At 73.0% G+C, this 14,543-nt stretch carries 12 protein-coding genes; 5 read left to right on the top strand and 7 right to left on the bottom strand.

Annotated elements, in window-relative coordinates:
• Positions 1 to 127: 127 nt before the first annotated feature.
• Positions 128 to 1,741 (bottom strand): AbgT family transporter, encoded by a 1,614-nt coding sequence (locus SGUI_RS05575; RefSeq protein ID WP_066637323.1) that lies wholly within the window; start codon positions 1,739 to 1,741, stop codon positions 128 to 130.
• A gap of 354 nt (positions 1,742 to 2,095) precedes the next feature.
• Here SGUI_RS05575 and ileS point away from each other — a divergent pair, with 354 nt between their 5' ends.
• The gene (ileS, locus tag SGUI_RS05570; RefSeq protein WP_066637317.1) at positions 2,096 to 5,452 is read left to right on the top strand and encodes an isoleucine--tRNA ligase; all 3,357 of its coding nucleotides are present in this window, start codon (positions 2,096 to 2,098) and stop codon (positions 5,450 to 5,452) included.
• Entirely contained in the window at positions 5,449 to 6,927 is a 1,479-nt protein-coding gene (locus tag SGUI_RS05565) for a bifunctional folylpolyglutamate synthase/dihydrofolate synthase (RefSeq protein ID WP_083190519.1), read from the top strand. The genes ileS and SGUI_RS05565 overlap by 4 nt, the downstream gene beginning before the upstream one ends.
• A gap of 4 nt (positions 6,928 to 6,931) precedes the next feature.
• On the opposite strand, the gene SGUI_RS05560 is transcribed toward SGUI_RS05565, so the two are convergent.
• The 5 genes from SGUI_RS05560 to SGUI_RS05540 all read right to left on the bottom strand — a co-directional run bounded on the left by SGUI_RS05560 (position 6,932) and on the right by SGUI_RS05540 (position 11,027).
• Positions 6,932 to 7,915, bottom strand: coding sequence for a sucrase ferredoxin (locus tag SGUI_RS05560; protein ID WP_066637315.1), 984 nt, complete (start codon positions 7,913 to 7,915; stop codon positions 6,932 to 6,934).
• Between the two features lie 4 nt (positions 7,916 to 7,919).
• The gene (locus SGUI_RS05555; RefSeq protein ID WP_157621935.1) at positions 7,920 to 9,179 is read right to left on the bottom strand and encodes a JmjC domain-containing protein; all 1,260 of its coding nucleotides are present in this window, start codon (positions 9,177 to 9,179) and stop codon (positions 7,920 to 7,922) included.
• Positions 9,180 to 9,196: 17 nt separating this feature from the next.
• The gene (locus SGUI_RS05550) at positions 9,197 to 9,559 is read right to left on the bottom strand and encodes a hypothetical protein (RefSeq protein ID WP_066637311.1); all 363 of its coding nucleotides are present in this window, start codon (positions 9,557 to 9,559) and stop codon (positions 9,197 to 9,199) included.
• A 107-nt stretch (positions 9,560 to 9,666) separates the two neighbouring features.
• On the bottom strand, positions 9,667 to 10,398 hold the full coding sequence (locus tag SGUI_RS05545; protein ID WP_066637308.1) for a DUF305 domain-containing protein: 732 nt from the start codon (positions 10,396 to 10,398) through the stop codon (positions 9,667 to 9,669).
• Entirely contained in the window at positions 10,395 to 11,027 is a 633-nt protein-coding gene (locus tag SGUI_RS05540; RefSeq protein ID WP_066637306.1) for a DUF3105 domain-containing protein, read from the bottom strand. The genes SGUI_RS05545 and SGUI_RS05540 overlap by 4 nt, the downstream gene beginning before the upstream one ends.
• Positions 11,028 to 11,149: 122 nt before the next feature.
• On the opposite strand from SGUI_RS05540, the gene SGUI_RS05535 reads away from it, so the two are divergent.
• Genes SGUI_RS05535 through ndk form a run of 3 tightly spaced genes read left to right on the top strand, consistent with a single transcriptional unit; the run spans position 11,150 to position 12,878 of the window.
• Positions 11,150 to 11,560, top strand: a complete 411-nt coding sequence (locus SGUI_RS05535; RefSeq protein WP_157621747.1) for a DUF4233 domain-containing protein — start codon at positions 11,150 to 11,152, stop codon at positions 11,558 to 11,560.
• Position 11,561: 1 nt separating this feature from the next.
• Positions 11,562 to 12,398: an undecaprenyl-diphosphate phosphatase gene (locus SGUI_RS05530; RefSeq protein ID WP_066637304.1), complete on the top strand. Its 837-nt coding sequence runs from the start codon at positions 11,562 to 11,564 to the stop codon at positions 12,396 to 12,398.
• A gap of 36 nt (positions 12,399 to 12,434) precedes the next feature.
• The gene (gene ndk, locus SGUI_RS05525) at positions 12,435 to 12,878 is read left to right on the top strand and encodes a nucleoside-diphosphate kinase (RefSeq protein ID WP_066637302.1); all 444 of its coding nucleotides are present in this window, start codon (positions 12,435 to 12,437) and stop codon (positions 12,876 to 12,878) included.
• Between the two features lie 13 nt (positions 12,879 to 12,891).
• Here ndk and SGUI_RS05520 read toward each other — a convergent pair whose 3' ends face one another.
• Positions 12,892 to 14,520, bottom strand: a complete 1,629-nt coding sequence (locus SGUI_RS05520) for an amidase (RefSeq protein WP_066637297.1) — start codon at positions 14,518 to 14,520, stop codon at positions 12,892 to 12,894.
• Between the last annotated feature and the right edge of the window lie 23 nt (positions 14,521 to 14,543).

Here is a 14,543-nt window from a genome sequence, read left to right as displayed (position 1 = left end):
CCATCGTCATCCTCTCCCTCCGAGCTCCACCTCGAGTGAAACTCTGTCGTGGTGCCCATGACGCTAGCCGCCGCACCCCCGGCAGGCAACCGCACCACCCGGGTCGCGCGGGTCGCCCCCGGGTGGCTCAGCGCACCGGGGAACCGGGTCCGAGGGGGAGGCCGACGGCATACCAGAGCACGAAGAAGGCCACCCAGCCGACGAGGATCGCGAGCGAGGCCGGCAGGGTCATCGCCATGAGGGTGCCGACACCGGCGTCCTTCTTGTAGCGCTGCAGGTAGGTCAGCATGAGGGCGAAGTAGACGTTGAGCGGCGTGATGATGTTGGAGGCCGAGTCGCCGATCCGGAAGCCCATCTGTGCCACCTCGGGGGCGATCCCCAGCAGCATGAGCGCCGGCACGATGACCGGCGCCATGAGCGTCCACTGCGCCGAGCCGCTGGTGATGAACAGGTTGAGCACGTAGGTCATGAGCACGACCAGCAGGATGACGACGAGCGGCGGCACACCCAGGCTCTCGATCGCGTTCGCGCCGGAGACCGCGAGCACCGTGCCCATGTTGGACCAGCCGAACCAGGCGATGAACTGCGCCGCGGCGAAGAAGAGGACGAGCACGGGGGCCAGGTCGGACATGCCCTTGGCCATGAAGGTCGGCAGGTCGGCCCACGAGGTGATCGTGCCCGCGACCCGCCCGTAGGCGACGCCGGCGACGACGAACAGCCCGGCGATGAGGATGGACACGCTGAGGATCGCCGGCCCGGTGAGGACGGCGCCGTCCTCGCCGCGCAGGGGCGAGCCGGGGATCGCGGTGATGATCGCCACGACGGCGAGATAGGCCAGGGCGGCCAGGCCGCCCACCTTCAGCGCGCGCTTCTCGGTCCGGTCCAGCTCGGCGTCCTCGAGGCTCTCGAACTCGGTGTCCGCTGCCTGGTCGTCCTCGTCCGGCTCCTGCCTCGCCTGGTCCTCCTCGACGTCCTCGCCGGCCCGGGTGTCCTCCGAGCGCCATCCCTCGGCCTCCATCCGCGGGCTGATCCACCGCTCGAAGACCACGGTGATGATGACCGCCAGCAGGACCGAGGAGACGACGGTGAAGTAGATGTTGGCCAGCGGGGAGACGACGTAGTCCTCCTCCACGAGCTGGGCCGCGGTCGTCGAGATGCCGGCCAGCAGGGGGTCGGTGGCGTTGATGATGAGCGAGGCGTTGAAGCCGGCGCTCACGGCCGTGAACCCCAGCCCGATGCCCACCAGCGGGTTGCGGCCCACGGCGAGGAAGGCCATCGCGGCCAGCGGCGGCAGGATCACGGTGATGGCGTCCGAGGCGATGGAGCCGGTGATGCCGGTCAAGGCGATGGCGAAGGTCAGCCACCGGCCCGACACCGAGGTGACCACGAGCCGCACGGCGGCCATGATCATCCCGCTGCCCTCGGCCACGGCCACGCCCAGCATGACGACGAGCACGATCCCCAGCGGCGGGAAGCCGGTGAAGTTGCTGATCGACTCCACCACCATGCGGCGCAGGTTCTCCACCGTGAGCAGGTTCTCGATGGCGACCGGGGCGTCCTCGCCCGGGACCTGCACGCTGATCGGGGTCTGGCTGAGGACGGCGCTGAGCAGGGCGACGAGGATCGCGAGGCCGGTGAAGAGCCAGAACGGGTGGGGTATGCGGTTGCCCCAGCGCTCGATGACGTCCAGGACGCCTCCCTGCCGGGAGCCGGTGCTGCGGGCTTCCTCGTCCGTGTCCATGCCGATCCTCTCTTTCCGCCAGGGCAACGTAACGCGGGGCGACCCTCGTGCGCACCCGGCCCGCCGGTGGCCCGGAAGGCCCGCCTCCGTCGGCTAGCATGGAGGCACAGGCGCTCGAGCCGTCATCAGCGGCGAGCCTGCGGAAGAACGGCACCCGCATCCCGGCGGGAGCGCCCACTAGACCCGCACGGGCAGGCCCGTCACAGCCGTCACGAAGCGGCGTGCTGCCAGCCCCGGCCAGGGGCGAGCGGCGCGCAAGCGAGGTGGTACCGCGGTGCCGACCGGGTGGCATACCCGGGCAGCGTCGTCCTCGTGGTGACACGAGTCGATGACGCAGACCAGGAGCCGCCACCCATGGCCTACCCCCGCACCAGCACCTCCGCCGACGCGCTGACCAGCGCCCCGCGCTTCCCGGAGATCGAGCAGGCCGTGCTGGCCTACTGGCGCGAGCACGACACCTTCGCCAGGAGCGTCGAGCAGCGCGACGCGGGCGAGGACGGTGCCAACGAGTACGTCTTCTACGACGGGCCGCCGTTCGCCAACGGCCTCCCGCACTACGGCCACCTGCTCACCGGCTACGTCAAGGACGTCGTGCCGCGCTACCAGACCATGCGCGGGCGCCGGGTCGAGCGCCGCTTCGGCTGGGACACCCACGGCCTGCCCGCCGAGCTCGAGGCGATGGACCAGCTCGGCATCAAGACCAAGGACGAGATCCTCGGCCTCGGCATCGAGGCCTTCAACGCCAAGTGCCGCGAGTCGGTGCTGAAGTACACCGACGAGTGGCAGGACTACGTCACCCGGCAGGCGCGCTGGGTCGACTTCGAGCACGACTACAAGACGCTCAACGTCGACTACATGGAGTCGGTGCTCTGGGCCTTCAAGAGCCTCTTCGACAAGGGGCTCGTCTACGAGGGCTTCCGCGTCCTGCCCTACTGCTGGAACGACCAGACGCCGCTGTCCAACCACGAGCTGCGGATGGACGACGAGGTCTACCAGGTGCGCCAGGACCCGGCCGTGACGGTGGGCGCGCGGCTGCTGCCCGGCGACGCCCCGGACGAGATCCTCGACGGCGCGCTCGCCCTGGTCTGGACGACCACGCCGTGGACCCTGCCCGCCAACCTCGCGATCATGGTCGGCGAGGACATCGAGTATGTCGTCGTGCGAGCCCCGCTGCCCGGTGCCGAGGAGGGTGGGGAGCCGCAGCGCTACCTCATCGCGAAGGAGCGGCTCGGGGCCTACGCCCACGAGCTGGGGGAGGACTCCGAGGTGCTGGGCACCTACACCGGTGCCGAGCTGGCCGGTCGCTCCTACGTGCCGCCGTTCTCCTACTACCAGGGCTGGGAGCGGGCGCACCGGCTCGTCGTCGCCGAGTTCGTGACCACGACGGACGGCACCGGCCTGGTGCACACCGCGGGCGCCTTCGGTGAGGACGACAAGGTGGTCACCGACCGCGAGGGCATCGAGCCGGTCATGCCGGTCGGCGCCGACGGGGCGTTCATGCACCCGGTGGACGAGTACGCGCAGATGCTGGTCTTCGACGCCAACGCGCCGATCCAGGACCACCTCACCGCGGCGACCCGCAACCAGCTGCCGGGGGCGACGCAGCACGACCAGGGCTCGGTGACCGCGGGGACGGTGCTGCTGCGCCGGGAGTCCTACGCCCACTCCTACCCGCACTGCTGGCGCTGCAAGCAGCCGCTCATCTACAAGGCGGTGTCGTCCTGGTTCGTCGAGGTGACGGCCTTCAAGGAGGACATGCTGCGGACCAACCAGGAGATCACCTGGGTCCCGGACCACATCAAGGACGGGCAGTTCGGCAGGTGGCTGGAGAACGCCCGCGACTGGTCGATCTCGCGCAACCGCTTCTGGGGCAGCCCGATCCCGGTCTGGCGCAGCGACGACCCGGCCTACCCGCGGATCGACGTCTACGGCAGCCTCGCCGAGCTCGAGGCCGATTTCGGCGAGCTCCCGCGGGACCGCGAGGGCCACGTCGACCTGCACCGACCGTTCGTCGACGAGCTGACCCGGCCCAACCCGGACGACCCCACCGGGCAGAGCACGATGCGCCGGGTCGAGGACGTGCTCGACGTGTGGTTCGACTCCGGGTCCATGAGCTACGCCCAGGTCCACTACCCGTTCGAGAACGCGGAGTGGTTCGAGCACCACTTCCCGGCCGACTTCATCGTGGAGTACATCGGGCAGACCCGCGGCTGGTTCTACACCCTGCACATCCTCGCGACCGCGCTCTTCGACCGGCCCGCCTTCTCGACCTGCCTCTCCCACGGCATCGTGCTCGGCAGCGACGGGCAGAAGATGTCCAAGTCGCTGAAGAACTACCCCGACGTCCGCGAGGTCTTCGACCGCGACGGCGCCGACGCGATGCGCTGGTTCCTCATGTCCAGCCCGATCCTGCGCGGCGGCAACCTCATCGTCACCGAGCAGGGCATCCGCGACGGCGTGCGCCAGACGATGATCCCGCTGTGGAACGCGTGGTATTTCTTCGGGCTCTACGCCAACGCCGCCGGCTACCAGGCGCGCTGGTCCACCGGATCCGAGCACGAGCTAGACCGGTACGTCCTCGCCAAGACCCGCGAGTTCGTCGGGGCGGCGCAGGCGGCCTACGACGGCGACGAGATCGCGGAGGCCGCCGAGGTCATCCGCGACTTCGTCGACGTGCTGACCAACTGGTACATCCGGCGCTCCCGCGACCGCTTCTGGGCCGAGGACGAGGCAGCCTTCGACACGCTCTACACCGTGCTCGAGATCACCTGCCGGGTCGCCGCCCCGCTGCTCCCGCTCATGACCGAGGAGGTATGGCGCGGGCTCACCGGTGGCGAGTCGGTGCACCTCACGGACTGGCCCGAGGTGGCCGACCTGCCGGCCGACGAGGAGCTGGTGGCCGCCATGGACACCGTGCGCGAGGTGTGCTCGGCTGCGCTCGGGCTGCGCAAGGCCCAGGGGCTGCGCGTGCGCCTTCCCCTGCCCCGGCTCACCGTGGCGACCGCGCACCCGCAGGGTCTGTCGGACCTCGCTGACATCGTGGCCGACGAGGTCAACGTGCGGGAGGTGGTGGTCCACGACCTGAGCGAGGAGGGCGCGAGCGCCACGGACTTCGGGGTGACGCAGCGGCTCACGGTCAACGCCCGTGCCGCCGGTCCTCGGCTCGGCAAGGAGGTGCAGCACGCGATCAAGGGCTCGAAGTCCGGCGACTGGTCGGTGTCCGAGGACGGGACGGTGACCAGCGGCGGCATCGAGCTGGCCGAGGGCGAGTTCACGTTGGAGACGGTGGTGGACGACGGCCCGGGTGGGCAGGACGCCCAGGGCGGCGAGGCCGGGTCCCGGGCCACCGCGATGCTGCGCGGCCACGGCGGCGGCTTCGTCGTGCTCGACACCGAGGTCACCGAGGACCTGGCCAAGGAGGGTCTCGCCCGTGACCTGGTCCGGGCGGTCCAGGGTGCCCGCAAGGACGCCGGGCTGGACATCAGCGACCGGATCAGCCTGACCGTCGTCGGCGACGACGAGGTGTGGGACGCCGCGATGGCGCACCAGCAGCTCGTCATGAGCGAGACCCTCGCCGTCCAGTTCGGTGCGGCGGGCGCCGGGCAGGCGTTGCCCCCCGCGAAGGACGGGGCCCACGCGGGCACCGCGGACCTGGGCGGTGGGCATACCGTGGAGCTGCTGATCAGCCGACGTGAGGAGGCAGGACGATGAGCGACAACTTCTTCGAGGGCGAGGACGGCAGCACCGAGCTGCCGCTGGACCCGGGCAGCGCGGTGCCCACCGCCGAGGTGACCTCGCTGAGCGGGCGGGGCGGGACCGAGACGACGGACCCCGCGCTGCTGGCGCGCTACGCCGAGGTGAGCGAGGCGATCCTCGCGCGCACCCCCGAGCACATGCCGCAGCCGACGCTGCACCGCGTCGCGCGGGTCATGGAGCTCATGGGTGACCCGCAGCGCTCGTTCCGGATGATCCACCTCACCGGCACCAACGGCAAGACGTCCACGGCCCGCATCACCGAGCGGCTGCTCCGGGAGATGGGGCTGCGGACCGGCCGGTTCACCAGCCCGCACCTGCACGACATGCGCGAGCGGGTGAGCATCGACGGCCGGCCGGTCTCGATCGAGGCCTTCCTGGCCGCCTACGACGACGTGCTGCCCTTCGTCGAGATGGTGGACGCCGAGAGCATGGAGTCCCCGGACGAGGCGGACCGGGTGCGGATGACCTACTTCGAGGTCATCGTCGCGCTGGCCTACGCCGCCTTCGCCGCCGCCCCGGTCGAGGTCGCCGTCGTCGAGGTCGGCCTGGGCGGGGTGTGGGACGCCACCTCGGTCGCCGACGGCGACGTCGCGGTCCTCACCCCGGTGGCCCTGGACCACACCCGGCTGCTGGGGTCGACGCTGGAGGAGATCGCGACCGAGAAGGCCGGGATCATCAAGCCCGACGCGATCGCCGTGGTCGGCGTGCAGGAGCCGGAGGTCATGCAGGTCCTCACGGACCGGGCCGAGGAGGTCGGGGCGCAGCTGCGCGCCGAGGGCGTCGCCTTCGGGGTGCTCGCCCGCGAGGTCGCGGTCGGCGGCCAGCAGCTCTCGGTGCGGGGCCTGGCGGGGGACTACCCCGACCTGTTCCTGCCGCTCTTCGGCGCCTACCAGGCGCACAACGCCACGCTGGCGATCGCGGCGGTCGAGGCCTTCGTCGGGGGTGGTGAGCAGCCGCTCTCCGACGAGGTGCTGCGCGCCGGGCTGGCGGAGGTCAGCTCGCCGGGCCGGCTCGAGATCGTCCGGCGCTCGCCCACCGTGCTCGTGGACGCGGCCCACAACCCGGCCGGGGTCGAGGCGCTGGTCGAGGCGGTGCGCGAGTCGTTCACCTTCACCCGGCTCGTCGGGCTGCTCGCGGTGCTCGAGGACAAGGACGCCGAGCAGATGATCCAGGCGCTGGAGCCGGTGCTGGACCACGTCGTGGTCTCGCGCACCACCTCGCCCCGGGCGATCCGGCCGCAGCGGCTCGGCGAGCTGGTCGCCGAGTTCTTCGGCGAGGACCGCGTGACTGTGGTCGCGGACCTGCCGGACGCGCTGGACGTCGCGGCCGGCCTCGCCGACGACGGCGGGGTCGGCGGGGCGGTGCTCGCCACCGGCTCGGTGACCACGGCCGCGGAGGTCCGCGAGCTGCTAGGCCAGCGCTCCGCCTGATCCCCTAGCGGTCGCGGGCCGCGGGAAGCTCGGCCCACCCGACCACCTCGGGTATGCGCACCGACCCCGCCTGGGGCGCGCGGCAGGTCAGCCGCTGGGCGGGCGCGAGTCGCTCGACCCCCGTCGCCCGCCAGGCCCCGTGCCCGCGCACGCTCAGGTCGGTGCGCCACCGGGCGACCACCGGCTCGGAGCCGGGACGGGGCTCGTCCACAGCCTCCGGCGGCAGCGGGACCGGTGCGCCGAGCGGCTGCACCGCGTCCCAGGGCACCGGCCAGCGGCCCAGGGCCGCGAGCACTGCGCTCTGCACCATCCGGTCCTGGCCGACCCGGCCGCGCAGATGCCCCACGGCCGGGGCGCCGCCCCGGTGGTCGCGCACGACCTGGGCCACCGTGCCGGCGTCGAGACCGCCGTAGCAGGCGCCGTCGGGCAGCACGAGGAGGTTGGCGGCGAAGCGGTCACCGCCGGTGTGCGAGCACTCCCAGGTCTGCTCCGGCCAGGTCCGGCCCAGCTCGGCGGCGACCGGCCGGCCGCGCAGCGCGCAGCAGACGTCCTTGCGGCCGTGGGTGCACACGAGCAGCAGCTGCTCGTCCTCGGGGCCGTCCTCGGGGGCGTCGCCGCCGGGCCGGGCCACCTCCTGCGCCATCTGCCGCACCCGGCGGGCCCCGGCGAGCAGCTCCTCCCCGGTCTGCCAGCTGCCCCGCACGGTGCGGGAGCCGGCGGGGGCACCCGGGTCGACGGCATACCAGCGCCACGGACCCTCCCGCCGGGGGTGCTCGCCCGGGCGCCGGATGAGCAGCACCCGAGCCCGGGCCGCGGCGCTCTCTCGGAGGACGTCGTCCCGCACGTCCGCCGGCAGCGCCTGGAGGGCGTCGAAGGGCCAGCCGCCCGGTACCTCGACGAGCAGCAGCCGGGGCTGCGGGGGAGCGGTGCCGCCCATCGGGTCGGCGCGCTCCCGCGCGGCGTCGGAGCAGCGGAAGGTCTCGGTCATTCGGTCAGTCGCGAACGCCTGCGTCCGGCACCACGGCGATGCCCCGCCGCAGGAGCCCGCGCGCCAGCTCCAGGGCCGCGTCGTCGTCGAGCCCGCCCGTCGCCCCCAGGTCCTGCACCGAGACGGGTTCTCCCTCGAGCAGGCGCTCCAGGGCGGGACGGTAGGACCCGGGGAGGGTGAAGGACGCCACCCTCGACCGCACGGTGACGCGGTCGCCCTCGTCGAGCAGCTGCGGCACGAGGTGGGACCGCAGGACGATCGCGTCCCCGGTCTGCAGACCCTGCGCGGCCGCGGCCTGCGCGACCGGCCGCACCGCGGCGGGCCGGGCACTGGCCCGGTGTCTCTGGTGCAGCGCGGTGGCGAGGTCCTCCGCGGGCAGCTCGCGCAGCAGCCGCAGCAGCGTCTCCCGCACCTGCTCCACGTCGTCCCGCCACTCCTCGACGTCCGCGAGACCGGCGCCCAGGGGCAGGCTGCGTCGCACCTCGTCCTCGGTGCCGAGACCCGCCCCGAGCAGGTCCAGCGCCGAGCGCGCCAGGTGGTGCCGCGTCCAGGCGTGCACGCCGATGGTCAGGTGGGTGCTCACCTCACCCATGGCGCGGGCCGAGTGGATCCAGCCGCGGGGGAGGTAGAGGCAGTCGCCGGGCTGCAGCGTGGTCTCGAGGTAGGCCGGCTGCTGCGCGGCCGCGGCCACCTCGTCGCGGCGGTCGGTCCAGGGCTGGCTGCGCAGCGGCTGCGGGAGCACCGGCTCGCGCAGCGCCCACCTCTTGGTCCCCGAGATCTGCAGCACGAAGACGTCGTGCACGTCGTAGTGGTCGTCGAACCCCTGGTTGGCCGGTGGGGTGACGTAGGCGTTCACCTGCACCGGGCTGCCCAGGTCGGCCGCGAGGTCGTCGGCCAGGCGGCGGATCGGCGACCAGGTGCGGTGCAGGCCCTGCAGGACGATCGTGGCCCCGTCCGCGAAGAGCCGCAGCAGCTTGCTGTCGTCCGCCTGGTCCGGCATCCCAGCCCCCGTGCCGCCGGAGGAGGTGAAGGCGCTCTCGGGCAGCGTCGAGCCGTCCTGGGCGACGCGCAGGAAGGGGGTGCGCAGTCCCCGCTCGGAGACGAGCTCGTCGACGGCGTCCAGGGAGAAGAGGTCGGCGAAGTCGTCACCGCCGCGGTCCTCGACGGACGCGAGGTGGAGGGTATGCCCCCAGTGCTCGCGGGCGAAGGTGTCAGGGTCGAGCGTGCCCAGGAGTCGGGTGAGGGCCGGTCTCCCGGCCCTCACCACCTGCGGTCCGTCGGTCACTCGGCGGGACCGTCGGCTCCGCCGTCACCGCCCGCGCCGGCGTGGCCGTCGGCGCCTCCGTCCGCCCCACCGTCGCCACCGGGACCGGCGTGGCCGTCAGCACCGCCGTCGGCTCCACCGTCGCCACCGGGTCCGGCGTGGCCGTCAGCGCCTCCATCGGCTCCACCGTCACCACCGGGTCCGGCGTGGCCGTCGGCACTGCCGTCGGCCCCTCCGTCGCCACCGGGTCCGGCGTGACCGTCAGCACCGCCGTCGGCTCCACCGTCGCCACCGGGTCCGGCGTGACCGTCGGCACCGCCCTCGGTGCCGGGTCCGGCCTCGGGGACGTCCTCGAACGGGTCGTTGTCCTGCGTGCTCATCGCATCCACCCTTCTGTCGGTCGTGGCCGCGAGGTCCGCGGCCCCGCCCCGAGCATCGTCTCTGGCCCAGCGCCGCGCAACCGCAACGTGCGGTGGCCCGTCGGTGGTCAGTGGTCGTGCTCCCCAGAGCCGCCGTCGGGCGCGGTCCCGTCCCCGGCAGGCTCGGTCGCCTCCTGCTCCGCGACCCAGGCGTCGACGTCCTCCCGGGGCTCGGCGCCCCGCTCCTCGAGCATGTCCTGCATGAGGACGATCTCGCCGACCTGGGCGTCGACCATGCGCTGGGCGGCGGCGAGCACCTCGGGCTGGGTGGCCTCCTCAAGCGCCGCGTCGGCCATCTCCACGCCGGCGAGGTGGTGCGTCGTCATGAGCTGCAGGAAGAGCACCTCGGCCTCCTCGCCGGAGTCGTCGGTCAGCTCCTGGATCTCGGTGGGGGAGGCCATGCCCGGCATGGGCACGCCGGCCGGGAGATCCATCATCTCCGCGTGGTTCATCCCGTCCATCGACATCCAGGCCATACGTTCCTCGCCCCGCGCCCGGGGGAGGTCCCACTCCTGCAGCCAGGTGGCCATCATCCCCCGCTCGAAGCCCTGGTTGTTGCTGATGTCAACGGCCAGCCTCCGGACCGCCTCGTCCTCGGTCCGCTGCATCACCAGCTGGGACATCTGCACCGCCTGCGCGTGGTGCTCGCTCATGTCCCGGGCGAAGCCGGCGTCCGCGCCGTCGTCCGGCGGGGGGCGGTCGCCGAAGGACAGCCAGCCCACCAGGGCACCCAGGCACAGCGCCACGACCGTCACCACGGCCAGCGCGGGTGCACCGAAGGTGCGCCAGCGGTCGTTCATCCGCGCTCCACGAGGTCGGTGCTGGTGCCGCTGGTGCAGGCCGCGCCCGGCTCCGGGGTCTGCGGGCCCTGCTTGTACTCCCGGATGAAGGCCTGCAGCGTCCGCTCGTCCGCGGTGTCGAGCGTGAGCTGGTGGTTCCAGGCGGTCGCGACGACCGGGCTCTCCTGGTCCGCCACCGGGCTGACGAGCATGTAGTCCGCGCCGCCGAGCTCGGTCAGCACCTCGATCTGGTCGGCCGGCAGGTCGGGCCGGTAGGTCAGCCACACCGCCCCGTGCTCGAGTGAGTGCACCGCGTGCTCCCGCGGGACCTCCTCGGTGTAGACACCGCAGTTCCACCACGCGGGGTTGTGCGGCCCGCCGACGGGCGGGGTCTGCTCGTAGTCGACCTGGTCGGCGACGTGGTTGGCCGCGTCGTTCTGGTACTCCTCGACCCCGGACAGGTCGACCAGGGCCGGCGAGTCCCGCACGACGGCGAAGACGACCGCCCCGACGATGACCACGACGACGGCCACCACCGACCCCCAGATGAGCATCCCCCGGCGGCGCTCGGCGGCGGCGCCGGCCTTCTGGATCTTGGCCGCCTTGGCGGCGCGGTCGGAGGCCGCGGGCTTGCGGTCGGGTCGGGGCATCGGTGCGCTCCTGGCAGGACGGTTCGGGAATCGGCTGTCGGCGTCGACGCACCCCAGGGTATGCGCTCCGACTGGCGGGTTGCTGGGAAGCCTCCCAGGGTGGGTCTGCGAGACTGGCGCGCGTGACCCCCGGCACCCTCACCCGACGTCTGTGTGCCACGACGTTGCTCGCGCAGGCGATGTCGGTCTTCTTCGGCACCCTCGTCGCGTGGCGGCTCGGGCAGACGACCGCGGACCCCCGGGCGCAGGCATACCTCTGGGGCGGGCTCGTGCTCACGGCCCTGTGCGTGGTCGCCGCCGGCGCGCTGCGCGGCCGGGCCGGGATCCTCCTCGGCTGGCTGGCGCAGTTCCTCACCCTGGCCGCCGGGGTGGTGCTGCCGGCGATGCTCGTCGTCGCGGGGCTCTTCGGCTTCCTGTGGTGGCTCTGCCTGACCCAGGGGATGCGGATGGACCGGGTCACGGCGCAGCGTGCCGCGCAGGAGGAGGCCGGGGTGGGCCCCGACGAGACCGCCAGGGGCGGGGAGAGCGACTGAGATGGATCTGCTGACCGCGATCGTGCTGGGGATCGTGCAGGGGCTGACCGAGTTCCTGCCGATCTCCTCCAGCGCCCACGTGTCCATCGTGGGACGCCTGCTCGGCGACGAGGGCGCGGACCCCGGTGCCGCCTTCACCGCGATCACCCAGCTCGGCACCGAGGCCGCCGTGCTCCTCTACTTCTGGCGCGACATCGTCCGGATCGTCCGCGCATGGTTCGCCTCCCTGGCCGGCCGGATCCCCCGCAACGACCCGGACGCGGTCCTCGGCTGGTGGGTCATCCTCGGCACCTTCCCCATCGGCATCCTGGGGCTGCTGCTGCAGGACTGGATCGAGACCGACCTGCGCAGCCTGTGGATCACGGCGACGATGCTGCTCGTCTTCGCCCTGGTGATCCTCGCCGCGGAACGGGTCGGGCGGCAGCAGCGCCAGCTGGACCAGCTCACCTGGCGGCACGGCCTGGGCTTCGGCCTGTGGCAGGCGCTCGCCCTCGTCCCGGGCGTCTCGCGCAGCGGTGGCACCATCGCCGGCGGCCTCTTCATGGGCTACACGCGGGAGGCAGCGGCGCGCTACTCCTTCCTGCTCGCGATCCCGGCCGTGCTCGCCTCGGGCGGGCTGCAGCTGGTCAAGGTGATGACCGGCGACGCGATCGGGTCGGGCACCGGGTGGGGGGCCATCGCGGTGGCGACCGTCCTCGCCTTCGCCGTGGGGTATGCCGTCATCGCCTGGTTCATGCGCTACATCACCACCCACACGTTCACGCCGTTCATGGTCTACCGGATCGTGCTGGCCCTGGTCCTCTTCGCCCTGCTGGGCCTCGGCGTGCTCCAACCCTGACGGCGATCCCCGGCCCGCACGCCCTACGCTGGGTCCGTGACCGACACCACCGCCGCGCAGACCGAACGCTCCCTCGTCCTCGTCAAGCCCGACGGCTACCGCCGCGGCCTGTCCGGGGAGGTGCTCCGCCGGGTCGAGGCCAAGGGCTACACGCTCGCCGCCCTGGCCGTCGTGACCCCCTCGCGCGAGCAGCTCGAGCAGCACTACGCCGAGCACGAGGGCAAGCCCTTCTACGAGCCGCTGCTGGAGTTCATGTCCTCCGGGCCGGTCACCGCCGCCATCATCGAGGGGAACGGCTGCATCCCCGGCTTCCGCTCCCTCGCCGGGGCGACCGATCCCACCGCCGCCGCCCCGGGCACGATCCGCGGCGACCACGGGCGCGACTGGGGCCTCAAGGTGCAGCAGAACATCGTCCACGGCTCGGACAGCCCGGAGTCCGCGGCGCGCGAGATCGCCATCTGGTTCCCCGCGCAGGGCTGAGCCCGCCGGGCGCTCAGCGGTGACGCCCGTCGCCGGTGACCGAGCTCCGGTAGCGCGGGGCGGAGCGCGCCCGCGTCTGCGCCTCGAAGCCGCCGGCCAGCCGGAGGAGCGTCGGCTCGCTCCACGCCCGACCCATGAACGTCAGGCCCAGCGGCAGGCCGAAGACCGCGCCGCTCGGCACGGTCACCAGCGGGTATCCGGCCATGGCCGCGTAGGACGAGGTGCCGCCGAGGAAGTTGTCCCCGTTGACGAGGTCGGTCACCCACGCGGGGCCGCCCGTCGGGGCCACGAGCGCGTCCAGGTCGTGCTCGTCCAGCACCGCGTCCAGGCCCTCGGTGCGCGAGATGCGCCGGCTCGTGGCCAGCGTCCGCGCATACTCCGGGTCGTCCAGCCCGGTCTTGGCCTGGGCGAGCTCGAAGGTCTCCTGGCCGAACCACCGCAACTCCTCCTCGGCCCGCTCGAGGTTGAGCTCGATGAGGTCGGCCAGGGTGCGCGGTGAGCCCGCGGTGCGGGTGGCGAGGTAGTCGGCGATGCCGGCCTTGAACTCCCACAGCAGCACCTCGAACTCGGCCGAGCTGGTGCTGAACTCCTCGTAGGACGGGATGTCGACGGGGTCGACGAGCACCGCCCCGGCGGCCCGGAGCGCGGCGAGCGACTCCTCGAAGACCGCGGTCGCCTCCGGGCTGTCCACGCCCAGCTGGCGGGGTACGCCGATCCGCGCGCCGGCGAGACCGTCGGGGCGCAGGAACCGGGTGTAGTCCTCGTGGGTGCGGCCCTCGCTGTCGGCGGTGGCCTCGTCGCGGGGGTCCGGACCGGCGAGGACACCCAGGACGGCGGCGGCATCGGCCACGGTCCGGCCCAGGGGTCCGACCGTGTCCTGGGTGCGGCTGATCGGCACGACACCCGCGCGGCTGGTGAGGCCGACGGTCGGCTTGATCCCCACGACGCCGCACGCCTGTGCCGGGCTGACGATCGACCCGTCCGTCTCGGTGCCGAGGGTCACCGGGGCGAGGAAGGCCGAGACGGCGGCCGCGGACCCCGAGGAGCTCCCCGAGGGGTTGCGGGGGAGCACGTAGGGGTTCTTCGTCTGCCCGCCCCGGGCGGACCAGCCGCCGGAGGACTGGTCGCCGCGGAAGTTGGCCCACTCCGAGAGGTTGGTCTTGCCGAGCAGCACCATGCCCGCCTCGCGCATCCGCGCGACCACGGTGGCATCCGCGCCGGGACGGGAGTCGACCAGGGCGAGCGACCCGGCGGTGGTGAGCATCGCGTCGTCGGTGTCGATGTTGTCCTTGACGAGCACGGGTATGCCGTGCAGCGGCCCGCGGACGTGCCCGCGCCGGCGCTCGCGGTCCAGCTCGCGCGCGATGCGCTCGGCGTCCGGGTTGACCTCGATGACCGAGGCGAGCCGCGGCCCGCCGGCGTCGATGCGCTCGATGCGTCGCAGGTAGGCCCGGGTGAGGTCGCGGGAGGACAGCCGGCCGCGCGCGAGGAGGCGCTGCAGCTCCGCGAGGCTGCGCCCCGTGGGGTCGTCGTCCCCGCCCCGGTGGTCGCCGGTCGTGGCGCCCGCCGTGCGGGCGCTGCCCGCCAGCGCGGTGCCGCCGCCGGCTCCCAGGATGGTCCGTCGTGAGATCTGGCGTGTCATGTGCGGTCCTCTCTGCCCGTCGC

The sequence above is a fragment of the Serinicoccus hydrothermalis genome, from assembly GCF_001685415.1.
GTDB classification, from domain to species: domain Bacteria; phylum Actinomycetota; class Actinomycetes; order Actinomycetales; family Dermatophilaceae; genus Ornithinicoccus; species Ornithinicoccus hydrothermalis.
Note: the sequence above shows the minus strand (reverse complement) of the source record. Positions and strands in the feature narration are given on the sequence as shown.